Here is a 23,822-nt window from a genome sequence, read left to right as displayed (position 1 = left end):
AAAGGTTACCTGGGCGACCGCCGGACCGTCGAACCGGGGGCGACGCCCGCCTGAGAAGTCGGCTGGTGAGGTGCCGCTCAGAAGGGTAGCGGGCGTTCCGCCTCATCCCCAGCGAAGGTGCCGATCTCCCGCAGCGCGTGCATCTTGTCCCGGCCGCGCTCTATCGAGGCCAGTGCCCTGGTGAGGAACTGCTCGAAGTTGGCCAGCGCGGTGTCGACGTAGTCGTCGACCTCCTCACGCAGGCGCTGCGCCTCGGCGCGGGCCTCGCCGATGATCCGGGCGCCCTCGTGCTCGGCCGACACGGTGATCTCGTTCACCGAGACCAGGCGGGCGTGTTCTGCCTCACCCTCGCTGATGATCCGGTCCGCCTCGCGCTTGCCGGCTTCCATGATCTTGTCGCGCTCCTCCAGGAGCGCGGCGGCGCGACGCAGGTCGGCGGGGAGATCAGCACGCATCTCATCGAGGGCAGCGATCATCTCACCCCGGTCGACCATGCAGTTGTTGCGCGACATCGGGACGGAGCGGGCCTGCTCCAGGATGGCGATCAGTTCGTCGATGCGATCGAGCGGGTCCACCGGCTACCTCACTCCTGTCGTTCGTCGGCCGACCTCCATGATGCGGGCTACGGCCGTTCCCCGCGCCACCAATCATGTCGTGCCGGCCCCACCGCCGCCCCACTCACCCCAACCCGGCGAGTCGCGACATAGTTACCCCCGGCTCCCACCGCCCCGATCTTGCACTTTCGGTCGCGTCAAACCACGGCGAAAGGGGCGACGCGGGCGCCGTAAGTGCAAGATCGCGAGGGTGAGGGGGAGCCAGGGTCGGCTTAGCGGCGGGGGCCCAGGCGGGCCTGGAGGGCTTCGCGGACCGGGTCGGGGACGTGGGCGGAGATGTCGCCACCCCACTTGGCGACGTCCTTGACCAGGCTCGACGAGAGGAACGAGTAGAGCGGGTTGGTCGGCATGAAAAGCGTCTCGACGCCGGCCAGACCGATGTTCATCTGGGCCATCTGCAGCTCGTAGTCGAAGTCGCTGACCGCCCGCAGGCCCTTGATCAGCACACTGGCCTGCTGGGCCCGGCAGAAGTCCACCAGCAGCCCTCGGAACGACTCAACCCGCACGTTGCCGTACGACGAGGTCACCTCGCGGAGCATCTCGATGCGCTCCTCGACGGTGAACAGGCCACTCTTCGACTGATTCACCAGCACACCGACGATCACCTCATCGAAGAGCCGACTGGCCCGCCCGATGATGTCGAGGTGTCCGTTGGTGACCGGGTCGAACGAACCGGGGCACACCGCACGTCTCATGATCGGCGACCGTACCAAAGGGTGGTCTCGCCGTAACGGCGACTGCGCTCGGCGGTGATCCCCTCCACCCAGTCGAACTCCCTGGTGCGGCGGGACCGCTCCACCACCACCAACGCGTCGGGCGCCAGCCAGCCGCCGTCGACCAGCGCGGCCAACAGCGCGGTGATCTCCTCGTCCGGCAGCGCGTACGGCGGGTCGGCGAAGACCACGTCGTACGGCTCGCCGTCCGGTCCGGCGGCCAGCACCGTCGCCACCTTGCCGGTGACCAGACGGGCCGCCGGACCGGCACGGAGGGCCGCCACGTTCTCCCGGATCACCCGGGCCGCCCGCGGGTCGGACTCGACCAGTAACACGTGCCGGGCACCTCGGGAGAGCGCCTCCAGGCCGACCGCGCCGGAGCCGGCGTACAGGTCGGCGAAGCGGGCGCCGTCGAGATCGACCTCGGCCTGGACGGCACTGAACAGCGCCTCCCGGACCCGGTCCGAGGTGGGTCGGGTGCCGGCGCCGGGCGGCGCGGCGATCCGCCGGCCACCGAGCGTCCCGGCCACGATCCGGGTCACCGTTTCCTCCTGCTCATGCCCGCGACGCTACGCGATGCGGCGGACCTGGCGGCCGACACGGTCGGTGCCACCATGAAGATCACGTGATCACTTCTCGTATATCAATGATCTCAACTTCATAACATCCGTCTTAGCAAATCCTGAGCGCTGTATCACGAGCGGCGATCTCGCTAGGGTCTGCCGGGTGCCGGCGGCAACCCACCGGCCCGCGGTGCGGGAGGGCCCCTCTCCTATCGGACGTGCAGTGACCGTCCACTGTCGCTCCCGTGCCACACCCCTGACGCTTCAGCACTCCAGGAGTACCCGTGATCCGTCCCAAGCTGTCGCTACGGCGACCGCTGGCCATCCTGGGAGCCGCCCTCGTCGGCCTCACCGGGGCAGTCGCGGTGGCCGCTCCGGCCAGCGCGCACCACACCACCATCACCGCCACCGCCGACTGTGACCGGCTCTCCGGCGAGCGCGTAATCACGTGGAAGGTGGAGAACAGCGAGCGCGGCAAGGCCGTGACGCTGAAGAAGGTGACCGCGGAGCCCTCGACCGAGGTCACCGTGCCCGTGGAAGGCACCAAGGCAGTCCCGCTGCAGGGCTATGTCATCCCCAAGGCCGGCACCATCACGGCCGTCCAGCGGGTGCCGGGCGACACCGTCAACGCCAAGCTCACGGTGTTCGGCAAATGGAAGAAGAACGGCCAGGAAGCAACCAACGACGGCAGCATCAACCTCGCCGCTGACAAGTCCTGCGCACCGACTCCGAAGTGCGTCGACGTCAACAAGGCCAAGTACAGCCACACCTTCGACGGCCCGAAGGGCACCGCGACCGTCAAGCTCGACGGTGACCTGCCGCTCTGCGGCGAGGGCAAGCAGTGGTTCACGTTGGTGTCGTACTTCGCACCCCGGCCGCAGTTCGCCACTCCGCAATACGTGTACGGCACGCCGGACAGCAACTGGATCGGTGGCACCCAGACCGAGATCAAGCTGAACGTCGAGATCCCGGACTGCCACACCCAGGTCGACCTGATCTGGGGCGACAAGGACGAGGTCATCGACGAGCTGGTCGACGGCGGCGAGCGCTACGGCAACAAGAAGCTGGGCTCGGCGGGCGCTCCGGGTAACCGGTCCAACGGCCCGCAGGGCTGGTACAACGGCGGCGACAAGAGCTGCGTTACCCCGGCCACGACCTTCGCGTCCAACTGCGACGGATCGGTCGCCGTCTCGCTGAGCAACGACGGCAAGATCAGCAAGTACGCCGTCGAGTTCGAGGTCAAGGGCGAGAACGGCTTCTCGAAGAAGGTCTCCGTCCCGGCCGGCACGGCCGACAACAGCATCGTGGTGCCCGCCAACGCCGGCAAGATCGAGGTGCTGGTCGACGGCAAGGTCATCGAGAACGGCACGTACTCGTGGCAGCGCCCCGAGGACTGCCCGCTGCCGGCAGTCACCACCAAGGCCGACTGCAAGGACTTCACCCTCACCGTGACCAACCCCGAGGGTGGGCTCCCGGTCAAGGCGGCCTTCACCTACGGCGGCAAGACCGAGACCCGTACGGTCGCGGCCGGCGCGTCGGAGACGGTGACCTTCAAGGCGGGTAAGGCCGAGACGGCGCTCGTCGCGCTGCCGGAGCTGGACCTGGAGATGGAAGCCGTCTACACGCCGGAGGGCGACTGCGGTGGCGGTGGCGCCGGCGGCGAGGAGCCGGGCCTTCCGGTCACCGGTGCGGCTGCCGGCGGCATCGCCGCAGGCGCGATCGCGCTGCTCATCGCGGGTGCGGTGCTCTTCGTCATCGCCCGTCGGCGTCGGGTGACCTTCACCGCCTGACCTGACCTGCGCTGAACCCGAGGGCGCGTCGACCATCCGGTCGACGCGCCCTCGGTCGTTGTGCGTTGACAGCATCCGGGAGTAGTCAGCGGCCCCGGTTGAGTTCCCACCCTTCCGAAGCATGAGAGGGGTCGTCAGTGCGCCGACGTATCGGCGCTATCCGAGGTAGGGGGTGTCGCGGCCTTCGACGTAGTGATCGAGGCGAAGTCGAACGGTGTCGTGGATGGGGATGTGGTCGAAGTCGGCGGGGTCGATGAAGCGGACGTCCGTCGACTCGTCGCTGATGCTGATCGTGCCGCCGATGACATGGGCGCGGTAGGTGATCGTGAACTCTTGGCGGACTTCGCCGTCGGGGTAGGCGATGACGTGTCCGGGATCGCTGTAGATGCCGAGTAGGCCGGTGACCTCGACGTCCAGGCCAGTCTCCTCCCGCACCTCACGAACGACGCATTGTTGAAGGGTTTCACCGACGTTCAGGGCACCGCCGGGCAGGGACCAGTTACCGGAGTCGCTGCGCCGCTGTAGCAGCACGCGGCCGTGCTGGTCGGTGACGATGGCTGCGGCAGCGGGGACGAGACTGTTGGCGACCGGCGCTTGCGGGTCGTGGTAGTAGTCGCGGCGGCCGGTCACCGGGTCTCCTTCGGGTAGGCGGTGGTGGTCTGCCAGATCTGCTCGAACTGGTCGGCGTGAGCGGCGAAGATGCCGTGCGGCGACAGTTCACGTAGGTGCAGGGCGGGGTGCTGATAGCCGCGGGCGCGGTACAGGTGTGGGGTGACGATCATCTGGTGGTCGAAGCGGAACACCGAGTTGTACAGGTGCACGGTGTGCAGGCCGATCTCCACGCCGGGCACGCGGTGGAGAGGTTCGCAGAAGTTGAGGGCGTTGCGGATCCGGCCGGGTAACGTGCCGCCGATCTGTTCGAGGGCATCGCGTTCGGCGACGTGCGGGCAGTCAGGATCGGCGAACGCGAGGCGGACCTGGGCACCGTCGGCGGCCTTGTCAGAGATGAGCTGCATCGTGTTGGGCAGCAACTCCAGCAGGAACGGGTAGGCGTAGCCGAGCAGGTCGATTCGAGTAGTCGCGCCGGTGAGCAGCGCGGCCCAGACATGGTGCGGGATGTCGGCGCGGTGAGCGTAGGCGGCGACGATCTCGGCGGTGGCCTCAGCGCCGGGTGCCTGGTCGGGACGGGTCTGCGGCCAGAGGTCTGCTTCGGTCTCGCCGAGGGCGTCGGCTACGACGAGGCGGGTGCGCTGGTGCGGGACGCGGCCGGAGAGCCACCGGGTGACGGTCTTGATGTCGACACCGACGGCCGTGGCGAGGGCGGCCGAGTCGAGGTGAGCGCGGAGCATGGCCGCGCGGAGGCGGTGACTCATACCGTCCCACCGTAGTGGACACCAGGGGACGCTTCAGGGTCCTGGAAGTGTCGGGGCCGGTGTCCACACGGACGTTGGAGTGCCCGAGGCCGGTTCGTAGGTTCAGCGGCAGGGCCTCACCGGTTCGCTTGCGGCGGATCCGCCGGGCTGGTGGGTGCCAGGGGGAAGAGGTTGCCAACACCCTGGGGACCTCTTCCCCTTTCAACGATCCAGGAGGGTGGTGGAGATTGTTGTCGACGCATCAGCCGGTCAGGCCGCAGTGGACCTGCGCGGGCTGCGGGGTCCCGTGGCCGTGCAGAACCAGGAAACGGCAGCTCATTGAGGAGTTCACGGACGCGCGGATATCGCTGATGCTCCACCTGTCGGCGTACCTGGTGCAGGCGTGTGCGGATCTGCCACTTACACCGTCTGGGATATTGCACTCGCGGTTTCTTGCCTGGCCGCGTTCGTCGGCGCTGCGCGACGAGCAGCCACGGTGACGTCAGCCCTTTTCCAGGTACTCCGCGCGGTCCTCGTCCACCAGTGCGGCCACCGAGGCGGCCAGTGCCGGGCTGCGGGCCAGCTCCGGGTCGTCCTCGATCAGGGTGATCGCCTCGGCGCGGGCGTCGCGGATCAGGTCGGCGTCGCGTCGCAGGGACAGCAACCGCAGGTGCGAACGGTGCCCGGACTGGGTGGCACCCAGCACGTCGCCCTCACGGCGTTGCTCCAGATCCAGTTCGGCGAGCTTGAAACCGTCGCTGGTGGACGCCACAGCGTCCAACCGTTCCCGCGCCGACGAACCCTCGGCCGCCTCGCTGACCAGCAGGCACAGCCCGGCGGCAGCACCCCGACCGACCCGGCCCCGCAGCTGGTGAAGTTGGGAGACACCGAACCGTTCGGCGTCCAGCACGATCATCACGGTGGCGTTAGGCACGTCCACGCCGACCTCGATCACCGTCGTCGCCACCAGCACGTCCAGGTCACCGGCCGCGAAGGAACGCATCACCGCGTCCTTCTCGTCGGCCGGCAGGCGACCGTGCAGCACCCCGATCCGCAGGCCGTGCAGCGGGCCCTCGGCCAGCAACGGAGCCACCTCGGTCACCGCCAGCGGTGGCCGCCGCCCGTTGTCGTCCTCGGGTGGCGGTTCCTCGTCGCTGGTCGGCCCGTCACCTATTCGCGGACACACCACGTACGCCTGGTGGCCGGCGGTCACCTCCTCGCGCAGCCGACGCCAGGCCCGGTCCAGATAGGCCGGCTTCTCGGCGGCCGGCACCACGTGCGAGGCGATCGGCGACCGCCCCCGGGGCAGCTGGGAGAGCGTGGAGACCTCCAGGTCCCCGTAGACGGTCATCGCCACGGTGCGCGGGATCGGGGTGGCCGTCATCACCAGCACGTGCGGCGGCTGGTCGGCCTTGGCCCGCAGGGCGTCGCGCTGCTCCACGCCGAAGCGGTGCTGCTCGTCGACAACCACCAGGCCGAGGTCGGCGAAGTCGACCCCCTCGTACAGCAGGGCGTGGGTGCCGAGCACGATGCCGGCGGCACCGCTGGCCACCTCGCCGAGCGCCCGGCGGCGGGCCGCCGCGCCCAACGAGCCGGTGACCAGCTCGACCCGGGTGGCGTGTTCGGCGGAGCCCAGCTCACCGGCCCGCCCGAGCGGCCCGAGCAGGTCGAGCATGCCGCGGTGGTGCTGGGCGGCCAGCACTTCGGTGGGCGCCAGCAGCGCGGCCTGCCCGCCCGCGTCGACCACCTGGAGCATCGCCCGCAGCGCCACCACCGTCTTGCCCGAGCCCACCTCGCCCTGCAACAGCCGGTGCATGGGGTGCGGAGTGGCCAGGTCCGCCGCGATCTCCACGCCCACCTCATGCTGACCGGCCGTCAGCTCGTACGGGAGTCGGGCGTCGAAGGCCTCCAACAGCCCGCCCGGGCGCGCCGGGCGGGGCCGGGCCGGCCAGTCGGCCGCCCGGTGCTTGCGCTGCACAAGGGTCACCTGGACGGCGAAGGCCTCGTCCCACTTGAGGCGCCGCCGCGCCTGGTGCAGCGCCTCCTTGCTGGACGGCCGGTGGATCTCGGTCAGCGCGGTGCCCAGCCCGACCAGCTTGCGGCTGGCCCGCACTGCGCTCGGCAGTGGATCGTCCGGCGGGGTGAACGTGTCCAGTACGACGCGCACGCAGCGCGCGATCACCCAGGTCGGCACGGCCGCGGCGGCCGGGTAGACCGGGATCAGCGCCCCGGCGAACTCCTCGATGTCGTCGCTGACCGCCGCCTCGCCGTCGCCACCCTCGCCGAGCAGGACGTACTCCGGGCCGTTGAGCTGCCGTTTTCCCCGAAACTCGGTGACCTTGCCGGCGAACAGACCCCACCGGCCCGGGCGCAACTCGCGCTCGCGCCATGCCTGGTTGCCGAAGAAGGTCAACGTCAGCACCCCGCCGGAGCCGTCGCCGACGGTCACCTCCAGCAGGTTGCCCCGCCGCTGACGCATCGGGCGCACCGCGGTGCGCTGCACCTGGGCCAGCACTGTGACCTGCTCACCGACGTCCAGTGAGCGGATGTCGGTGTGCTCACCACGCTCGTCGTAGCGACGCGGAAAGTGGTAGACCAGGTCACCCGCGGTGTGCAGGTCGAGGTGCGAGGCCAGCGCCTTGGCTGTCTTGTCCCCGACCAGCTTCTTCAGCGGAGTGTCCACAGTGGCTGGTTCGCTCATTCGATCCCTACCAGGAGCGGATAAAACGGCTGGCCGCCCGGGTACGCGTGCACCTCGACGAACGGCCAGCGTCGCGCGACGTGCGCGCGGACGGCGTCGGTGAGCCCGGCCGGAGCGTCCACCCCGGCCAGCAGGGTGACCATCTCGCCGCCACCACCGAGCATCCGGTCGACCACTGCGGCGCAGGTGTCGGTGAGGTCGGTGCCGATCAGGTGCACCTCCCCCTCCACCAGCGCCAGCACGTCACCGGGGCGGCACGGGCCGGCCACTGTCAGCGCCTCCCGGCTGGCATGGCAGACCTCGGCGTACCGGCAGGCGCCAGCCGCCTCGGCCATCGCGATGACGTCGTCCTCGAAACGGCGGTCACCGTCGCGGACCGCGAGGGCTGCGAGGGCCTGCACCGGCGATCGGGTCGGCACCACGCTCACCTTGATGCCGTGCCGATGGGCCTCGCGGGCGGCCGCGCTCGCCACCGCCTCGGTGTTGGCGTCGTTGGGCAGCACCACCACCCGGGCCGCACCGGTGCTGCGGACGGCATCCAGCAGCTCGCCCGTGGACGGGTTGCCCGGCACGACGGTGGCGCCCTCCGCGGCGAACAGGTCGGCGATGCCGCCGCCGGTGGCCACCACCACCGCGGCCCGGCCGGCCACCACCGGGCCGGAGGGCGACTCCGAGTGGTCGGCGAAACGGGTCACCGAGATGCGGTACGGGCGGCCGGCGGCGACACCTGCCTCGACCGCCGCGCCCACGTCGTTGACGTGCACGTGCACGTTCCAGGTGCCTTCCGGTTCACGCCCGTCGCCGACGACGACCAGCGAATCTCCCAGGGCGTCGAGCGCCCGCCGCAACCCGGCGACGGCCTCGGCTCGGGCGTCGAGCAGGAACTGCACCTCGTACGCGTACTCATCCGAACCGGTCTCGCGGGCGACGGTGGCCGCCGGGCGGGCGGAGCGCGGCGTCGGCGCGGGCCGGACCGTGCGCTCCCCGGTCAGCACCTCGACCAGGGCGTCGAGCAGCACGCAGAGCCCTCGGCCACCGGCGTCGACCACGCCCGCGCGGGCCAGCGCCGGCAGCTGTTCCGGGGTGCGGGCGAGCGCCTCGGCCGCCGCCCGGGCCGCGACGCCGGCCACCGTCGGCAGGTCGTCGCTGTCCGCGCCCTCGGCCGCGGCGGCGGCCGCCGCGACCACTGTGAGCACTGTGCCCTCGACCGGCCGGGAGACCGCTGTGTACGCGGCGGCGGTGCCGGAGCGCAGCGCGGCGGCCAGCTCCCGGCCACGCACCGTCGGCACCCCGGCGACCTGGTCGGCGAAACCACGCAGGATCTGCGAGAGGATCACCCCGGAGTTGCCCCGCGCGCCGAGCAGCGCGCCCTGGGCCATCAGCCGCAGCGCGTGCCCGTGCGCCGTCGGCCCGCTGTCGGGGAGAGTGTCCAGATCCATCGCGAGGGCCTGCTGCGCCGAGGTGAGGGTGAGCACCAGGTTGGTGCCGGTGTCGCCGTCGGGCACCGGATAGACGTTGAGCTGGTCGATCTCGCCCTGGTGGCGCTTCAGTGCGGCCAGCCCGCTCGCGCACCAGCGGCGGACCGCGGCGGCGTCGAGGGTGTCCAGCACGGGCAGAAGCCTACTGGCGCGCACCGACACCCGTCGGACTCGTCCGGCGTGTCCTCGCCGGCCCGGGCCGGCGCTGGCCGCGGCGGGAACGAGCGCCTCCGGTACCCTTGCCGCCGGGCCGGCCCACCGTTGGGCGGACGGGCCCACGACCAGGTGTGAGCCGGGGCACGGGCGAGCGCCGGACCAGGCCGGTTGGCCGGGTCGGCGAGTCATCGGGTAACCTGACCAGGTTGCCCGGGCAGCACCTGCCGGCGACCTCATGAACGTATCAATCCCAGGAGTATCCCGTGGCTAGCGTGTGCGACGTCTGTGGCAAGGGACCGGGCTTCGGCCACAACGTGTCCCACTCGCACCGGCGGACCAACCGCCGCTGGAACCCGAACATCCAGTCGGTGCGTACCCCGGCCGGTGGCGGCAACACCAAGAAGTTGAAGGTCTGCACCTCGTGCATCAAGGCCGGCAAGGTCACCCGCGCCTGACGCGGTAGCACCCACCTTTTCGTTCGGCTCAGCCGGCGGACCCCGAGGGTCCGCCGGCTTAGTCGTGTCCGCGGGCGACGCCGCACGCCGGCCCGTCAACGTCTGGCGCGCAGGCCCGGCCGGGCCCACCGTGACCTGGCACACCGGCCGGTCGGGCCCGGCAAGGGCTGATCCACAGGTCAGAGGGTGCGGCCGAAGGAGACGCAGCCCTCCGCGTCCTTGTAGAAGCCGAAGTTCGGGATCCGCTCGTACCCGGCGGAGCCGTACATGGCGATCGCCTCGGGCTGCTTGTCGCCGCATTCCAGGACCACTCGCTTGCGGCAGTGCTCGCGGGCGGAGCGCTCGACGGCCGCCAGCACCGCGCGGGCGACCCCCCGCCCCCGTGCCGCCGGGGCCGTGTACATCCGCTTCAGCTCCGCGGTGTCCGCCCCGTGGCTGCGCCAGCCACCGCAGCCGACCGGCTCGCCGGCCAGGTAGGCCACCAGGAACGCGCCGTCGGGCGGCTCGAACTCGGCCGCGTCCACCGGGGTGTCGTCGCCGGTGCCGCCGTAGCGGGCACCGAGGTCGGCCAGTGCGGCGCGGATCAGGTGCTGCGCCACCGGTGCGTCGAACCGCACCGCCCGGATCTCGATCTCACTCACGGTATCCAGGATACGGCCGCGCGCGGGCCTCACCGGAAGTGGTCCCAGCCGGCCGGGCCGTCGTGGGCGACGCCGTCGACAGTCACGCCGGCACCGTCGGTGACCAGACCGATCGGCCGCCAGCCCGGTGGCAGCACCACCGCCGGGGGGAAGGTCGCGGCCAACGCGTGGTCGTCGCCACCGGCGAGGATCCAGGTGTACGGGTCGACGCCGAGTGCCTGCGCCGCGTCGGCCATCTGCCGGGGCACCTCGAACCCGTCGCGGCGTACGTCGATCGCCACCCCGCTGGCCGCCGAGACGTGCCCGAGGTCGGCGAGGAGCCCGTCCGACACGTCGATCATCGAGGTGGCGCCGAGTTGGGCGGCCTGCGGGCCGGCCTGGTAGGGCACCTGCGGCCGCCGGTACGCCTCGACCAACAGCCGAGGGGTACGGAAGCCCCGGGTCAGCACGGTCAGCCCGGCTGCCGCGAACCCGGTACGCCCGGCCAGAGCGAGCACGTCCCCCGGTCGGGCGCCCGAGCGCAACACGGGCGGACGGCCCGCCAGGTCGCCCAGCGCGGTGACCGCGACGGTCAGGGTGGGACTGGCCGACATGTCCCCGCCGACCACGCTCGCGCCGACAGTCGCCGCCTCCGCCGAGAGCCCGTCGGCCAACTCCTCCGCCCAGGCGGTGTCCAGGTCCGCCGGCATGCAGAGAGCGACCAGCAGGGCGGTCGGCGTGGCACCCATCGCCGCGATGTCCGCCAGGTTGGCGGCTGCCGCCCGGTGCCCGACGTCGCGGGCCGAGGACCAGTCCCGGCGGAAGTGCCGCCCGTCGACCAGCACGTCGGTGGAGGCCGCCACCCGGCCGTCCGGCGCGGCCACCACCGCCGCGTCGTCGCCCGGCCCGAGCAGGGTCGTCGGCCCGTACGACAGCCGGGCGGTGATCTTCCCGATCAGCCCGAACTCCCCGATCCCGGACACGCCGACGCCGCCGCTGGCGTTCCGCCCGTGCTGCCCGGCTCCGCCGTGCTCGCTCACCGCTGCTCCTTGACCACCGATAGGGATCGGACCTGGTCCGTAAGGTACTTTCACCCTTCGGGCCGCTCCCGGGCGGCGACGGACGGAGGTCGAGTCGTGGTACAGGCGTACATCCTCATCCAGACCGAGGTCGGCCGCGCACGTGACGTGGCGGGTCTCATCGCGGACATCCCCGGCGTGGTACGCGTCGACGCCGTCACCGGGCCGTACGACGTGGTCGTCCTCACCGAGGCGAACACCGTCGACGAGCTCGGCAAACTCATCGTCAGCAAGGTGCAGATGGTGCCCGGCATCACCCGCACCCTCACGTGTTCGGTGGTGCGGCTGTAAGTGGACGAGATGACGACCTCCTCCTCGGCTCTGGACGACGACGGGGCACGCGACGCGGCCGACGGGACGTCCGAGCCGGCTGACGGTAACCGCGAGTCGACCGATCCGGCCGCCGCCGCGCCGGCCGGCCGCGATCGGACCATGCGTGGCGCCGCCCTGCTGGCCACGTTGATCGCGCTGCCGATCACGCTGCTGGTGGCCGTGCTGGCCTTCAGCAAGCTCAGCCCGGACACGCCGGCCGCCGCGCCGACGCCCTCCGCGACCACCGCCCGGGTGCAGTCCACCACCCCGGTGGAGATGGCCGCCCCGGCGCTGGCCGCCCGGCCGGCCACGGTCTGCCGGGCCCTGCTCTCCCAGCTTCCGGCGAGCATCCGCGACCTGGCCCAGCGGCCGGTCACCGCCGGCCCGGAGCAGAACGCCGCCTACGGCGACCCCGCGCTAACCGTTGCCTGCGGGGGCACCGAGCCGGCCTTTCCGAGCACCGACGAGGTCTGGACGGTCAACCGGGTCTGCTGGCACCTGGCCGAGCAGGCCGACGCGGCGGTCCTCTCGACTGTCGACCGGGAGACGTTGATCACCGTGCGCGTCCCGCGCTCGTACGAGCAGCCGTTGCAGTGGTTGCCGACGATCTCCAGCACGATCGTGGCGAGCGTGCCCTCCGGCGGCGCGATCCCGTCCGGCTGCCAGCGCTGAACCCGAACCGACTCCGCCCGCGCCGGCTGACCGACGCGGGCGGGGTTCGGACGGTTCAGTGCAGGCCGACGCCGCGCCGCTGGGCGGTACGGATCAGCCGGTTGACCAGCTTCGGGTACTCCAGGCCGGAGGCCGCCCACATCCGCGGGAACATCGACGTCGGGGTGAAGCCGGGCATCGTGTTGATCTCGTTGAGGTAGACGTCCAGTTCGGGAGTGACGAAGAAGTCGGCCCGGGCCAGACCGGCGCAGTCCAGCGCGGTGAACGCGCGGACCGCGTACTCCTGCACCTGGCGGGTCACCTTCTCCGGCAGGTTGGCGGGGATGTCGTACTCGCAGGAGTCGTCGAGGTACTTCGCCTCGAAGTCGTAGAAGTCGTGGTCGGCGACGACCCGCACCTCGGCCAACACGGACGCCTCGGGGGTGCCGCCGGCCTCGCCCTCCAGCACACCGCACTCGATCTCGCGGCCGACGATCGCGGCCTCGATGATGACCTTCGGGTCGAACTGCCGGGCGGCGGCGACCGCCGCGTCCAGCTCGGCCCAGTCGGTGACCTTGCTGACGCCGAACGACGACCCGGCCCGGGACGGCTTGACGAAGACCGGCAGGCCGAGCCGCTCCTTGTCCTGCTCGCTGAGCGTCATGCCGTTGCGCAGCACGGCGTACGTGCCGACCGGGATGCCCTCGACGGCACAGAGCTTCTTGGTGAACTCCTTGTCCATGGCGGCCGCGGAGGCGAACACGTTCGCCCCGACGTACGGAATGCCGGCCATCTCCAGCATTCCCTGGATGGTGCCGTCCTCGCCGTAGGTGCCGTGCAGCACCGGGAAGACCACGTCCACGTCGGCCAGCGCCCGGGGACCCTCGGTCGGGTCGAGCACCATCAGTCCGTTGCCGGTGGGGTCGGCGCGCAGCACGATGTCGTCACCCGAGTCCGCGGTGATCTCCGGCAGCTGACGGGCGTTGATCGCGAGCTGGGCGGGGTCTCCGTTGGTCAGCACCCACTGGCCGGCCCGGGTGATGCCCACCGGCACCACCTCGAACTCGTCCGGGTCGAGTGCGCCGAACACGCTGCCGGCGCTGACGCAGGAGATGCCGTGCTCCGGGCTGCGGCCGCCGAAGACGATCGCCACGCGGGTCTTGCCTGGGGTGGTCACTCCGGTCACCTCTTCGTACGCGACTGCGGCTGGTCGTGCTCGCCGGTGGCGCTCACCCGGTTGACCTTACTGTGCGTGGCCGAGGGGCGCGGCGATACCCGGCGAGCCGCGGCACGACACGGCAATCGGTCAGGAGAGGATATACGGTGCGTGATCGGACGGTGGCGGCGTCGCGGCCCGCTGACCTGGGGCGCCTCAGTCCCGGGAGTGCCGGCGGCCGACCGCGATGACCTTCACCCGCTGCCGGCCGGCCCGCACCATGCCCAGCGCCATGAACGCTCCGGCGATGCGGTCGGCGGCCTCCCGGCTGCTGGCGCCGACGACCTGCCGGCGCCGTTCCGGCGCGACCCGCTCGTTGCGGTTGACGCCCTCGACGGGACGCACGTCGGTGAGCACCACGAGGAAACGGGTCATCGCACTCCGCCCGAAGGTACGGCGGAGGGCTCCGGGCGGGTTCGCACGTCGTCTCCTTCCGGCAGGCCGGGTGGAGGGGCGGCACGCGACGATCGGGTACGGGGGAGAAACCCGATCGCCGCGCGCCCCATCCCCTCCGGTCGCTCACCACCACCGTCGCCACGACAACCGGCGGTGAGGACGCGATAACAGATTGACACGTGTATAGGCGTGAATGCAACTCCCATCGACGTTCTCTCATGCAGACGTTCCCGCAAATGTATGCGACCATCGATGCATGGCTCCGAAGACCGCCCGCGCCCGCCGGCTCGGCATCGCCCTGCGCCACCACCGGGAAGCCGCCGGGCTGACGCTGGAGACCGCGGCGGATGAAATCAACAGCACCCGCAGCACCCTGTCCCGCTACGAGAACGCCCAGACCCTGATCAGCCCGGCCACCGTGCGCGCCCTGCTCACGTCGTACGGGGTGAGTGCCGAGGAGGTGGCCGCGGCGGTGCAGCTCGCCAAGGACGCCCGCAAGCCCGGCTGGTGGGTGTCGTACTCCTACCTGCTGGATCCGCGCACCATCGACTTCATCGCGCTGGAGGCCGAGGCGACAGCCATCGCCAACTTCGAGCCCTCGGTGGTGCCCGGCCTGTTGCAGACCGCGGACTACATCCGTGGCGTGATGCGCGGCGGGCCGCACACCCTCGGCGACGACCTGGTGGAGCAACGGGTCAAGATCCGGCTCGACCGACAACAGCGGCTCACCGCCGCCCAGCCGCCCATCCTCGACGCGATCATCGACGAGGGCGCGCTGCTCCGGCCGGTCGGTGACCAGTCGGTGATGAACGGGCAACTACGGCACCTGGTCAAGATGGCCGAGCTGCCGAACATCAGCGTCCAGGTGATCCCGCTCTCCGCCGGCTACCACCGGGGCACCCGGGGTTCCCTGCACATCCTCGAGTTCGCCGACCCGGAGGACCCGATCATCGCGTCGGTGGAGACCGTCGCGGGTCAGATGATCCTCGACCGCGCCGGCGAGACGCGTACCTGCACCAAGATCATGGAGCATCTCCGAAGCGTGGCGCTCAGCCCGGCGGACAGCCGCGAGATGCTCCTGTCAGTCCTGAAGGGACGGTAGGACCGATGACCCCGATGATCACAGCGGCCTTGGCCACGGCGCGGTGGCGCAAGAGCAGCCGCAGCGGCGACGAAGGCGCCTGCGTGGAGGTGGCCGCGATCCCGCGGCTCGTTGCCGTACGCGACTCCAAGGACCCGGCCGGCCCGGCCCTGCTGTTCCCAACGGCGGCCTGGGCCGCCTTCGCCCAGGCGCCACCCCAGCGCTGACCAGAGGTGCCGAGCCGGTGCGGGCCGAGGCCCGCGCCGGCTCAGGCAACCAGCGGACGGGGCTCCGGAACGGCGCGTAGCGCCTCCAGCGCGGCGATCGCGACGCCTCGGGCACCGGCCATGTCCCGATCCGGCACCAGGGCGAAGGTGGCGACCGCCGCCTGCTCCTCGCGGAGCACTGTGTGCTCGCGGACCGTCGCCAGGAACCAGTCGCGGAACTCCGGTGCCGCCTCCACCACTCCGCCGCCGACGAAGTACGCGTGCGGGTCGGTGAAGTTCGCGGCGACGGTGAACAGCCGCCCCAGCGCCATCGCCTGCTGGGTGAAGAGACCCCGCGCGAGGGCGTCCCCGCGCTCGCCGTACCCCCGGACCAGCTTGGCCGCCCGGGCCACCGACTCGGCCGCGAGCGGGTGGTCGGGGTACCGGGTCAGCCAGTACGGCAGCAGATTGCGTTCGATGCCGGTCAGCGAGGCGACGCTCTCGACATCTCCGGTGAAGCCGCAGGCGCAGGTGGGCTCCGGCTGACCCGGGCCGAGCAGCCCGCTCAGCGGGATGTGCACGTGGCCCAACTCCCCCGCCATCCCGGCCGCGCCGGCGATCACCCGACCGCTCTCGACCACGCCGCCGCCGAGGCCGGTGCCGACGATCAGGGACACCGAGGAGCGGTTCATCGCGTCGGCGCCGAAGTAGACATGGTGGGCGTAGAGCGCGGCAGCGTTGCCGTCGTTGTGATAGATCACCGGCAGCCCGAGCCGTCGCTCCAGCGCCCCTCGCACGTCGAAGCCGCGCCAGGCCGGCTGGGAAAAGTTGGTGGAGCCCCGCGACGAGATGACGCCGTCGGCGCTGGCCGGGCCGGGAGTGTCCAGCCCGACCGCCTGGACCAGGTCGCGCGGCACGCCGGTATGCGCCAGGGCACCGTCCAGCGCCAGGGCCAACGCCTCGATCGCCGCCTCCGGCCCGGCCCGCACCTCGCTGGGGATCTCCAACAGCCCGTCCACCAGGAAGCGGCCGTCCACCGTCAGCACTGTGGCGTTGTTGCTGGTGCCGCCGTTGTCCAGCCCGACGACCACCGGCACCCCTGCGCTGCCCACCGAAACCGCCTCCCGCCGTCATGAGTGTGAGCCGAGGCTAGTGCCAACCCCCCTCCCCCGCCATGCCCGGGCGACCCTCACCCTCCCGGCGATCTTGCACTTGCTGTCCCGACACAAGGTGCATCCCACTCATCCGGACAACCGAAATTGCAAGATCGCGCGGGTGGGGCGGGGTGGGGGTGGGGGTGGGTCAGGGGCGGCGGGCGATGACCGCTGTGGCGTCCAGGTCCTCGTCGTGGCGCACCGTGGGTACCAGGCCGGCCGCGCTGAACGCTTTGCAGAGCGTGTCGACCTGGGTGGTGCCGGCTTCGACCACCAGGTGGCCGCCGGGGGTCAGCCACCCGGCGGCGTCGGCACCGACCCGGCGCAACACGGAGAGCCCGTCCGGGCCGCCGTCGAGCGCCACCGGGGCCTCGTGCAGCCGCGCCTCCGGCGGCATCAGCGCGACCGCGTCGGTCGGCACGTACGGGGCGTTGGCGACCACCAGGTCCAGTCGACCCCACCACTGCCGGGGCAGCGGCGCGAAGAGGTCGCCCTCGTACACCTCGGCGTCCAACCCGACGACGTTGCGGCGCGCACACGCCACGGCCGCCGGATCGATGTCGGCGGCGGCCAGCCAGCGCGGCGCGAGCCGGTGCGCCAGCGCGACGGTGGTGGCCCCGGAGCCGCAGCACAGGTCGACCACGGCCGGTGCCGCGCCGGTCAGTTCGGCCGCCACCTCGACCAGCAGAGCGGTCCGGGCCCGGGGCACGAAGACGCCCCCGTCGACGGCTATCCGCAGGCCGCAGAACTCCGCCCACCCGAGCAGGTACTCCAACGGTTCGCCGGCCACCCGACGGTCGGTCAGGTCGGCCAACGCCGCAGGGCTGCGCGCGGCGGCCACCAGCAGCTCGGCCTCGTCCTCGGCGTAGACGCAACCGGCGGCCCGCAACCGACCCACCAGGGCGGCCCGGTCGGTGGGAAAAGGAAGCGCCATGGGAGACGTCAGACCGGTCCCGCCACATCCAACGCGGCGGCGATGTCGGCCACCAGGTCGGCGGTGTCCTCCGCGCCGCAGGAGAGCCGGACGAAGCCGGGAGCGGTGTCGTCGCCCCACTGCGCCCGCCGGTCCGCCGTGGTGTGCAGGCCACCGAAGGAGGTCGCCGCCGCCACCAGCTTGGCGGCCTCGACGAATCGGCCCACCCGGTCGGCGTCGCCCAGGTCGAACGAGAGCACCCCCGGTATCCGGCGCATCTGCGCCGAGGCCACCGGGTACGCCGGGTCGTCCGGCCGCCCCGGCCACCGCAGGCCGGTCACGTCCGACCGGCCGGCGAGCAGGTCGACGACAGCGGCGGCGTTCGCGCTCTGCCGCGCCAGCCGCAGGTCGAGAGTGGCCAGTGACCGGTGGGCCAGCCAGGCGTCGAACGCGCCCGGAACCGCCCCGGTGGTGGTACGCCAGGTCGTCACCGCGTCGATCAGCTCGGTGGACCGGCTGGCCAGGTAGCCCAGCAGCAGGTCGGAGTGGCCGGTGAGCGCCTTCGTGCCGGAGGCGACCACCAGGTCGGCACCGAGATCCAACGGACGCTGTCCGAGCGGGGTGGCGGTGGTGTTGTCCACAGCGAGCAGCGCGCCGGCGGCGTGCGCCCGCTCGGCCAGGGCCGCCACGTCGACCACGTCGAGGCCCGGGTTGGCGGGCGTCTCCACCAGCACCAGCCGGACGCCCTCGAACGACGGGTACGGCCCGACGGTCGGCGCGAACAGCACCCGGACGCCGATCGCCTCCAGCACACCGGTGGCGAACGCCCGGACCGGGAAGTATCCGTCGGTGGGGAGCACCACTGTGTCCCCCGGCCGCAGCAGGGTGAGCAGCAGGCCGGTGATGGCCGCCTGACCGGTCGCGAAGACGCGGCAGTCACCGCCCTCCAGCTCGCCCACCGCCGCCTCCAGCAGCCGGCGGGTCGGGTTGTCGGGGCGACCGTAGCCGTTCGGCGACGTGCCCTGACCCTCGAACGGGTCGAGGTGGTACGGCGCGGCGAAGACCGGGCCGGGTAGGAACGGGTCCCCCGGTGCCGGCTCGGGCAGGCCGGCACGTACGCAGCGGGTGCCGTCCCCCCACTCGCTCATCGGGTTCCTCACTCGTACGACTCGGGTTTCGCGGTGCGGCTCATCAGGGTCTCCACGGCGAGGCGCGGGTCCATCCCCTCGTGGCAGATCCGCTCGACGTGCTCGGTGATCGGCATCTCCACGCCGTGCGCCCGGGCCAGGTCGCGGATCGCCAGGCAGCTCTTCACGCCCTCGGCGGTCTGCCGGGTGGCGGTCTGCGCCTGCTCCAGGGTCTCGCCCCGGCCCAGGTGCTCGCCGAAGGTGCGGTTGCGGGCCAGCGGGGACGAGCAGGACGCGACCAGGTCGCCCATGCCGGCGAGGCCGGCGAAGGTGATCGGGTCCGCGCCGAGCGCCACGCCCAGTCGGGCCGTCTCGGCCAGCCCACGGGTCATCAGCATGGCCCGGGTGTTGTCGCCGAAACCCATCGCGGTGGCGATGCCGTACGACAGGGCGATCACGTTCTTGACCGCCCCGCCCAGCTCACAGCCGATCACGTCGTCGTTGGTGTAGGGGCGCAGGTACGGCGTCCGGATCGACGACTGGACGAGCGTGGCGCGGGCGCTGTTCGTCCCGGCGACCACTGTCGCGGCGGGCTGCTCGGCGGCGATCTCCGGGGCCAGGTTCGGGCCGGACACGACGACCACCCGGTCGGCGGCGACCCCGGCGGTCTCCACGATGACCTCGCTCATCCGCTTGGTGGTGCCCAGTTCGATGCCCTTCATCAGCGACACCAGGGTGGAGTCCGGGTGCAGGTGCCCGGCCCATTCGGCGAGGTTGCCGCGCAGGGTCTGCGACGGCACCGCCAACACCACCACCTCGGCGCCGGTGATCGCCTCGGCGGCGTCGGCGGTGGCGGTGACGCGGGCCGGAAGCAGCAGGTCGGGCAGGTACTCCGGATTCCGGCGTTCGGTCCGGATGCTCTCGGCGACCGGCGCCCGGCGGGCCCACACCGTCACGTCCCGCCCCGCGTCCGCGAGGATCTTGGCGAACGCGGTGCCCCAGGAACCGGCACCGAGCACCGCGACGTGACCGCTCATGCCGCGTCGTCCCGCTGCTCGCGGCCGACGGAGGACCGGGCCGGTCGCTCCCACAGTGGCGGCGGGGTACCGCCACGGATCTCGGCGAGCATGTCCCGCAGCCGCAACATGATGGTGTCCGTCATCTCCTCGAGGGTGGCCCGGGTCGGCTCGGCGTCCGCCCACCGGCTCAGGTCGATCGGCTCCCCGGCGGCAACGGTCACCGGAATCCGGGGTCGCAGGCTGACACGGGTCGTCCGCGGGTCGAAGATCCGTTCCGGCCCCCACATCACCACCGGTACGACCGGGGCGCCGGTGGCCAGGGCCAGCCGGGCCGCACCGGTCTTGGCCTTCATCGGCCAGAGCTCCGGCTGTCGCGTGGTGGTGCCCTCAGGGTAGATCACGACCGCGCCGCCCTCGTCGAGCGCGGCGACCAGTGCGTCCAGTGAGCGGACGGCGTCCACGCTGCCCCGCTCGACCGGGATCTGTCGGCACCGGTGCAGGATCCAGCCGACCACCGGCACCCGGAACACGCTGGCCTTGCCCAGGTACTGCGGCCAACGCCCGGAGTCGTAGATGAAGTGCGCCGACACCAGCGGGTCGGCGTGGGAGATGTGGTTCGCCACGATGATCATGCCGCCGTCGCCGTGGAGATGCTCCTGACCACGCCAGGTACGCCGGGTCCAGACGGTCATCACCGGCTTCACCAGCCACACGGCGAACCGTTGCCAGAACCCCAGCCTCCGCCGTGCCACTGTGCCTCCTCTTCGCGCCCCAACCCCGCCGCGACATCCCGCCCGCGACGCCCGCAGCGGAAATCATGCCTGCTCGCCCCCGGTACGGCCAGCGAGGGGCCCGCCGTCCGGCTGGCAGGATTGCGGACGTGACTCAGCCGAGGTGGGCCGTGGTGGTGCCGGTTAAGCGGCTGGCCGTGGGCAAGAGCCGGCTGCGGGGCGCGCTGCCCGGCGTACCGCACGAGGAGTTGGCGCTGGCCCTGGCGGCCGACACGCTCCGCGCGGTGCTGGCCTGCCCGGCGGTCGCCGAGGCCCTGGTGGTGACCGACGACGCCCGGGTGGCGGCGGCGGCGCGGGCCGCCGGCGCGCGGGTGCTGCCGGACGAGCCGGACGCCGGCCTGAACGCCGCGTTCCGGCACGGGGCGGCGGCCACTGCCGCCGGCGAATGGGTGGCCGGGATCACCGCGGATGTGCCGGCGCTGCGTCCGGCCGAGTTGGCCGGCGCGCTGCTCGCGGCGCAGAACGGTCGACAGGGGGTACGCCGGTTCCTGCCGGACGCGCCCGGCGGGGGCACTGTGCTGCTCACCGCCGGGCCGGGTGTACCGCTGGATCCGCGTTTCGGGGTGGGCTCGGCGGTCGCGCACGCGGCGAGTGGTGCGCTGCCGCTCGACGGCGACTGGCCCAGCCTGCGCCGGGACGTGGACACCGCCGCGGACCTGGCCGCCGCCGCCCGGCTCGGGCTCGGGCCGCGCACTGCCGCACTGGTGGCCGCCGGTCGGCCCGCCCGCGCCGCAGGCTGAGCCGCCCGGTGGGCTGAGCTGGTGCCACGGGGCCAACCGCCGGGTGTACGGTGCCAGCATGCAAGGCACGGTGGCCAGCTACGACGCGGCGACGCGCAGCGGTGTCCTGCTGCTCGACGACGGCACCGAGATGCGTTTCCCCGCCCGGGCCTTCGACGCCTCCGGGCTGCGGCTTCTCCGGCTCGGGCAGCGGGTTCGCATCGACACCGATCCCGACGGCGAGGTTGTCCGAGTGACATTGCCGACGATGATCTGACCCGGCGAGCCCAAGTTCATTTTGCGTTTACCGTAATCGGGTGATTATGAGCGGGTGAGCACCCCTCGCGAGCAACCGGCCCACCCGCCCGCCACCGACCTCCGCAACGGCTCCCGTACGCGCGGCACCGATGGGCGCTTCCGCCCGTCCCGCGCCGAACGTGCCAGTGCCGCCCGCGCTGACACGCTCGCCGACGACCCCGGTGCCGCCTCCTCCGGGCTGGACGAGGTCATCGACCCCGCCCCGAACATCGAAGCGGACGGCCCGGCCGCCGGTGACGTCCACCCGGTCCTGCCCGACGACCTGCCGACCGGTGCCGCACCGGGGGACGACGACGAGCCCCGGGCGGCCCCGCCGCTGCCGGAGGACCGGTTCCTCAACCGGGAGCTGTCCTGGCTCGACTTCAACGCCCGGGTGCTCACCCTGGCCGAGGACCAGCGCACCCCGCTGCTGGAGCGAGCCAAGTTCCTGGCCATCTTCGCCAGCAATCTCGACGAGTTCTACATGGTGCGCATCGCCGGGCTGAAGCGGCGGCTCTCCGCCGGCCTGCCGGTGCGCGGCGGGGACCGACTGCCCCTGCGTACGCAGTTGGAGCTGATCGCCGAGCGGACCGCAGCGCTGGGCGCCCGGCACGCCGCCTGCTTCGTCGATGACGTGCTGCCCAGGCTGGCCGACGAGGGCATCCGCATCCTGCGCTGGGGCGAGCTGGGCGACGGCGAGCGGGAGCGGCTGCGCACCTACTTCCGGGAGCACATCTTTCCGGTGCTGACCCCGCTCGCGGTGGACCCGGCGCACCCGTTCCCGTACATCTCGGGGCGGTCGCTGAACCTGGCGGTCGCGGTTCGTGACCCGGACGGCGGCTCGGAGCTGTTCGCCCGGGTGAAGGTGCCCAACAACGTCCCCCGCTTCGTCCGGGTGGACCGGGACCAGCCGGGCGTCCGGATGTTGCCGGTGGAGGACCTGATCTCGGTGCACCTGGGGCAGCTGTTCAGCGGCATGCAGGTGGTCGAGTGCCACCTGTTCCGGGTCACCCGCAACGCCGAGGTGGAGGTCGACGAGGACCGCGACGAGGACCTGCTCCAAGCCCTGGAACGGGAGCTGGCCCGTCGGCGGTTCGGTCCCCCGGTCCGCCTGGAGGTCGCCGCGTCCATCTCCGACCACATGTTGGAGCTGCTCGTCCGCGAGCTGGACATGGACGACCAGGACGTACTGCGGGTGCCCGGCCTGCTGGACCTGTCCGCGCTGTGGCAGGTCTACGGCGAGGCGGACCGGCCGGACCTGAAGGACCCGCCGTTCGTGCCGGCCACCCATCCCCGGCTCGCCGAGGGCGAGGTGCCGCGCAGCGTCTTCTCCACCCTGCGCGACGGGGACATCCTGGTGCACCACCCGTACCACTCGTTCGCCACCAGCGTGCAGCGCTTCATCGAGCAGGCCGCCGCCGACCCGAACGTGCTGGCCATCAAGCAGACCCTCTACCGGACCAGCGGCGACTCCCCGATCGTCGACGCGCTCGTCGACGCGGCCGCCGCCGGCAAGCAGGTGGTGGTGCTGGTGGAGGTGAAGGCCCGCTTCGACGAGGTGGCAAACATCGGCTGGGCCCGCACCCTGGAACGCGCCGGCTGCCACGTGGTGTACGGCCTGGTCGGCTTGAAGACGCACTGCAAGACCGCACTGGTGGTCCGGCAGGAGGGCAACCAGATCCGTCGCTACTGCCACATCGGCACCGGCAACTACCACCCGAAGACGGCCCGACTGTACGAGGACTTCGGCATGCTCACCGCCGACCCGGAGATCGGCGCCGACCTCACCGACCTGTTCAACGTGCTCACCGGGTACAGCCGGCAGACCGCGTACCGGCGGTTGCTGGTGGCCCCGCAGGGCATCCGCAGCGGCCTCATCGAGCGGATCGAGCGGGAGATCTCGCACGTCCGCCTGGGCATGCCCGGCCTGGTCCAGTTCAAGGTCAACTCCCTGGTCGACGAGGGGGTGACCGACGCGCTGTACCGCGCGTCCCAGGCCGGCGTCCACGTCGACCTGCTCATCCGGGGCATGTGCACGCTGCGCCCTGGGGTGCCGGGGTTGTCGGAGAACATCCGGGTCCGCTCGATCCTCGGCCGGTTCCTGGAACACTCCCGGGTCTTCCGGTTCGGCAACAACGGTGAGGCCGAGTTCTGGATGGGCTCGGCCGACCTCATGCACCGCAACCTGGACCGGCGGGTGGAGGCGCTGGTGCGGGTGAGCGACCCGATCGCCCGCGCCGAGTTGGACCATGTGCTCACCGCCGCGATGAGCCCCGAAGTGGACGCGTTCGAACTGGCCGGCGACGGGACCTGGACCCGGCGTACCGGCGGTGACGACGCCCCCCGAGCCCATCTGCAGGAACTGCTGCTGCGCCGCGTCGGTGGCACGGCCAGTTGACCGCGCACCGCATAGGCTGAG

26 protein-coding genes are annotated in these 23,822 nt (G+C 71.9%); 10 read left to right on the top strand and 16 right to left on the bottom strand.

What is annotated here, in order from left to right:
* Positions 1 to 77 precede the first annotated feature (77 nt).
* The 3 genes from PSH03_RS32045 to rsmD form a co-directional block, all read right to left on the bottom strand.
* Positions 78 to 575, bottom strand: coding sequence for an SPFH domain-containing protein (locus PSH03_RS32045; protein ID WP_030335287.1), 498 nt, complete (start codon positions 573 to 575; stop codon positions 78 to 80).
* Positions 576 to 826: 251 nt separating this feature from the next.
* A complete protein-coding gene (coaD, locus tag PSH03_RS32040) occupies positions 827 to 1,309 on the bottom strand; it encodes a pantetheine-phosphate adenylyltransferase (protein WP_030335289.1) in 483 nt (160 codons plus the stop codon).
* Positions 1,306 to 1,869 (bottom strand): 16S rRNA (guanine(966)-N(2))-methyltransferase RsmD, encoded by a 564-nt coding sequence (rsmD, locus tag PSH03_RS32035; protein ID WP_210784394.1) that lies wholly within the window; start codon positions 1,867 to 1,869, stop codon positions 1,306 to 1,308. Before rsmD ends, coaD begins: the two co-directional genes overlap by 4 nt.
* Before the next feature lie 305 nt (positions 1,870 to 2,174).
* On the opposite strand from rsmD, the gene PSH03_RS32030 reads away from it, so the two are divergent.
* Complete coding sequence (locus tag PSH03_RS32030) at positions 2,175 to 3,680, top strand: cell wall anchor protein (protein ID WP_238691296.1); 1,506 nt, start codon at positions 2,175 to 2,177, stop codon at positions 3,678 to 3,680.
* 156 nt (positions 3,681 to 3,836) lie between these two features.
* Here the strand turns inward: PSH03_RS32030 and PSH03_RS32025 are convergent, their stop codons facing one another.
* Both PSH03_RS32025 and PSH03_RS32020 read right to left on the bottom strand, forming a co-directional pair.
* The gene (locus PSH03_RS32025; RefSeq protein ID WP_238691295.1) at positions 3,837 to 4,310 is read right to left on the bottom strand and encodes an NUDIX domain-containing protein; all 474 of its coding nucleotides are present in this window, start codon (positions 4,308 to 4,310) and stop codon (positions 3,837 to 3,839) included.
* The gene (locus tag PSH03_RS32020; protein WP_238691347.1) at positions 4,307 to 5,029 is read right to left on the bottom strand and encodes an XRE family transcriptional regulator; all 723 of its coding nucleotides are present in this window, start codon (positions 5,027 to 5,029) and stop codon (positions 4,307 to 4,309) included. The genes PSH03_RS32025 and PSH03_RS32020 overlap by 4 nt, the downstream gene beginning before the upstream one ends.
* A gap of 254 nt (positions 5,030 to 5,283) precedes the next feature.
* Between PSH03_RS32020 and PSH03_RS32015 the strand changes: the two genes are divergently transcribed.
* A complete protein-coding gene (locus PSH03_RS32015; RefSeq protein WP_238691294.1) occupies positions 5,284 to 5,532 on the top strand; it encodes a flavin reductase in 249 nt (82 codons plus the stop codon).
* A 2-nt stretch (positions 5,533 to 5,534) separates the two neighbouring features.
* On the opposite strand, the gene recG is transcribed toward PSH03_RS32015, so the two are convergent.
* Both recG and PSH03_RS32005 read right to left on the bottom strand, forming a co-directional pair.
* Complete coding sequence (gene recG / locus PSH03_RS32010; protein ID WP_238691293.1) at positions 5,535 to 7,733, bottom strand: ATP-dependent DNA helicase RecG; 2,199 nt, start codon at positions 7,731 to 7,733, stop codon at positions 5,535 to 5,537.
* A complete protein-coding gene (locus PSH03_RS32005; RefSeq protein ID WP_210784397.1) occupies positions 7,730 to 9,343 on the bottom strand; it encodes a DAK2 domain-containing protein in 1,614 nt (537 codons plus the stop codon). Before PSH03_RS32005 ends, recG begins: the two co-directional genes overlap by 4 nt.
* Before the next feature lie 287 nt (positions 9,344 to 9,630).
* Here PSH03_RS32005 and rpmB point away from each other — a divergent pair, with 287 nt between their 5' ends.
* The gene (gene rpmB, locus PSH03_RS32000) at positions 9,631 to 9,822 is read left to right on the top strand and encodes a 50S ribosomal protein L28 (RefSeq protein ID WP_011905179.1); all 192 of its coding nucleotides are present in this window, start codon (positions 9,631 to 9,633) and stop codon (positions 9,820 to 9,822) included.
* A 179-nt stretch (positions 9,823 to 10,001) separates the two neighbouring features.
* On the opposite strand, the gene PSH03_RS31995 is transcribed toward rpmB, so the two are convergent.
* A complete protein-coding gene (locus PSH03_RS31995; protein WP_210784398.1) occupies positions 10,002 to 10,463 on the bottom strand; it encodes a GNAT family N-acetyltransferase in 462 nt (153 codons plus the stop codon).
* A 29-nt stretch (positions 10,464 to 10,492) separates the two neighbouring features.
* Positions 10,493 to 11,482 carry a thiamine-phosphate kinase gene (locus tag PSH03_RS31990; RefSeq protein WP_210784399.1) on the bottom strand — a complete coding sequence of 330 codons (990 nt, stop codon included), beginning with the start codon at positions 11,480 to 11,482 and terminating at the stop codon, positions 10,493 to 10,495.
* Positions 11,483 to 11,578: 96 nt separating this feature from the next.
* Between PSH03_RS31990 and PSH03_RS31985 the strand changes: the two genes are divergently transcribed.
* Positions 11,579 to 11,812, top strand: a complete 234-nt coding sequence (locus PSH03_RS31985) for an Lrp/AsnC ligand binding domain-containing protein (protein ID WP_030487446.1) — start codon at positions 11,579 to 11,581, stop codon at positions 11,810 to 11,812.
* A 9-nt stretch (positions 11,813 to 11,821) separates the two neighbouring features.
* Positions 11,822 to 12,505, top strand: a complete 684-nt coding sequence (locus PSH03_RS31980; protein WP_238691292.1) for a DUF3515 family protein — start codon at positions 11,822 to 11,824, stop codon at positions 12,503 to 12,505.
* 55 nt (positions 12,506 to 12,560) lie between these two features.
* On the opposite strand, the gene PSH03_RS31975 is transcribed toward PSH03_RS31980, so the two are convergent.
* Together PSH03_RS31975 and PSH03_RS31970 are read right to left on the bottom strand one after the other, a co-directional pair.
* Entirely contained in the window at positions 12,561 to 13,661 is a 1,101-nt protein-coding gene (locus tag PSH03_RS31975) for a D-alanine--D-alanine ligase family protein (protein ID WP_091393084.1), read from the bottom strand.
* Between the two features lie 195 nt (positions 13,662 to 13,856).
* Positions 13,857 to 14,075, bottom strand: a complete 219-nt coding sequence (locus tag PSH03_RS31970) for a hypothetical protein (RefSeq protein WP_030335309.1) — start codon at positions 14,073 to 14,075, stop codon at positions 13,857 to 13,859.
* A 277-nt stretch (positions 14,076 to 14,352) separates the two neighbouring features.
* On the opposite strand from PSH03_RS31970, the gene PSH03_RS31965 reads away from it, so the two are divergent.
* Both PSH03_RS31965 and PSH03_RS31960 read left to right on the top strand, forming a co-directional pair.
* Complete coding sequence (locus PSH03_RS31965; protein ID WP_238691291.1) at positions 14,353 to 15,198, top strand: helix-turn-helix domain-containing protein; 846 nt, start codon at positions 14,353 to 14,355, stop codon at positions 15,196 to 15,198.
* Between the two features lie 5 nt (positions 15,199 to 15,203).
* Positions 15,204 to 15,404, top strand: coding sequence for a DUF397 domain-containing protein (locus PSH03_RS31960; protein ID WP_210784402.1), 201 nt, complete (start codon positions 15,204 to 15,206; stop codon positions 15,402 to 15,404).
* A 41-nt stretch (positions 15,405 to 15,445) separates the two neighbouring features.
* Here the strand turns inward: PSH03_RS31960 and PSH03_RS31955 are convergent, their stop codons facing one another.
* The 5 genes from PSH03_RS31955 to PSH03_RS31935 all read right to left on the bottom strand — a co-directional run bounded on the left by PSH03_RS31955 (position 15,446) and on the right by PSH03_RS31935 (position 20,348).
* Positions 15,446 to 16,495 (bottom strand): ROK family protein, encoded by a 1,050-nt coding sequence (locus PSH03_RS31955; protein WP_210784403.1) that lies wholly within the window; start codon positions 16,493 to 16,495, stop codon positions 15,446 to 15,448.
* A 190-nt stretch (positions 16,496 to 16,685) separates the two neighbouring features.
* Positions 16,686 to 17,471: a putative protein N(5)-glutamine methyltransferase gene (locus tag PSH03_RS31950; RefSeq protein ID WP_238691290.1), complete on the bottom strand. Its 786-nt coding sequence runs from the start codon at positions 17,469 to 17,471 to the stop codon at positions 16,686 to 16,688.
* Positions 17,472 to 17,479: 8 nt separating this feature from the next.
* On the bottom strand, positions 17,480 to 18,598 hold the full coding sequence (locus PSH03_RS31945; protein WP_238691289.1) for a cystathionine gamma-lyase: 1,119 nt from the start codon (positions 18,596 to 18,598) through the stop codon (positions 17,480 to 17,482).
* A gap of 8 nt (positions 18,599 to 18,606) precedes the next feature.
* The gene (locus tag PSH03_RS31940; protein WP_210786417.1) at positions 18,607 to 19,614 is read right to left on the bottom strand and encodes an NAD(P)H-dependent glycerol-3-phosphate dehydrogenase; all 1,008 of its coding nucleotides are present in this window, start codon (positions 19,612 to 19,614) and stop codon (positions 18,607 to 18,609) included.
* Complete coding sequence (locus PSH03_RS31935) at positions 19,611 to 20,348, bottom strand: lysophospholipid acyltransferase family protein (protein ID WP_210786416.1); 738 nt, start codon at positions 20,346 to 20,348, stop codon at positions 19,611 to 19,613. Before PSH03_RS31935 ends, PSH03_RS31940 begins: the two co-directional genes overlap by 4 nt.
* A 128-nt stretch (positions 20,349 to 20,476) precedes the next feature.
* Between PSH03_RS31935 and cofC the strand changes: the two genes are divergently transcribed.
* The 3 genes from cofC to PSH03_RS31920 all read left to right on the top strand — a co-directional run bounded on the left by cofC (position 20,477) and on the right by PSH03_RS31920 (position 23,801).
* Positions 20,477 to 21,127, top strand: coding sequence for a 2-phospho-L-lactate guanylyltransferase (cofC, locus tag PSH03_RS31930; RefSeq protein WP_238691288.1), 651 nt, complete (start codon positions 20,477 to 20,479; stop codon positions 21,125 to 21,127).
* A gap of 58 nt (positions 21,128 to 21,185) precedes the next feature.
* A complete protein-coding gene (locus PSH03_RS31925; protein ID WP_030335323.1) occupies positions 21,186 to 21,383 on the top strand; it encodes a cold-shock protein in 198 nt (65 codons plus the stop codon).
* A 291-nt stretch (positions 21,384 to 21,674) separates the two neighbouring features.
* Positions 21,675 to 23,801 carry an RNA degradosome polyphosphate kinase gene (locus tag PSH03_RS31920; RefSeq protein WP_372494951.1) on the top strand — a complete coding sequence of 709 codons (2,127 nt, stop codon included), beginning with the start codon at positions 21,675 to 21,677 and terminating at the stop codon, positions 23,799 to 23,801.
* The last annotated feature ends 21 nt before the right edge of the window (positions 23,802 to 23,822 follow it).

The sequence above is a fragment of the Micromonospora salmantinae genome, assembly GCF_022230905.1.
Classification (GTDB): domain Bacteria; phylum Actinomycetota; class Actinomycetes; order Mycobacteriales; family Micromonosporaceae; genus Micromonospora; species Micromonospora salmantinae.
The sequence above is the reverse complement of the archived record's forward strand: the minus strand, read 5'-3'. Positions and strand labels throughout refer to the sequence as shown.

Coding starts and splice junctions, on each gene's coding strand:
- PSH03_RS31925 (WP_030335323.1), top strand. CDS start 21,186: ATGCAAGGCACGGTGGCCAGCTACGACGCGGCGACGCGCAGCGGTGTC.
- PSH03_RS31980 (WP_238691292.1), top strand. CDS start 11,822: ATGACGACCTCCTCCTCGGCTCTGGACGACGACGGGGCACGCGACGCG.
- PSH03_RS31945 (WP_238691289.1), bottom strand. CDS start 18,598: ATGAGCGAGTGGGGGGACGGCACCCGCTGCGTACGTGCCGGCCTGCCC.
- PSH03_RS31965 (WP_238691291.1), top strand. CDS start 14,353: ATGGCTCCGAAGACCGCCCGCGCCCGCCGGCTCGGCATCGCCCTGCGC.
- coaD (WP_030335289.1), bottom strand. CDS start 1,309: ATGAGACGTGCGGTGTGCCCCGGTTCGTTCGACCCGGTCACCAACGGA.
- PSH03_RS31950 (WP_238691290.1), bottom strand. CDS start 17,471: ATGGCGCTTCCTTTTCCCACCGACCGGGCCGCCCTGGTGGGTCGGTTG.
- PSH03_RS32020 (WP_238691347.1), bottom strand. CDS start 5,029: ATGCTCCGCGCTCACCTCGACTCGGCCGCCCTCGCCACGGCCGTCGGT.
- recG (WP_238691293.1), bottom strand. CDS start 7,733: ATGAGCGAACCAGCCACTGTGGACACTCCGCTGAAGAAGCTGGTCGGG.
- PSH03_RS31970 (WP_030335309.1), bottom strand. CDS start 14,075: ATGACCCGTTTCCTCGTGGTGCTCACCGACGTGCGTCCCGTCGAGGGC.
- PSH03_RS31960 (WP_210784402.1), top strand. CDS start 15,204: ATGACCCCGATGATCACAGCGGCCTTGGCCACGGCGCGGTGGCGCAAG.
- PSH03_RS31940 (WP_210786417.1), bottom strand. CDS start 19,614: ATGAGCGGTCACGTCGCGGTGCTCGGTGCCGGTTCCTGGGGCACCGCG.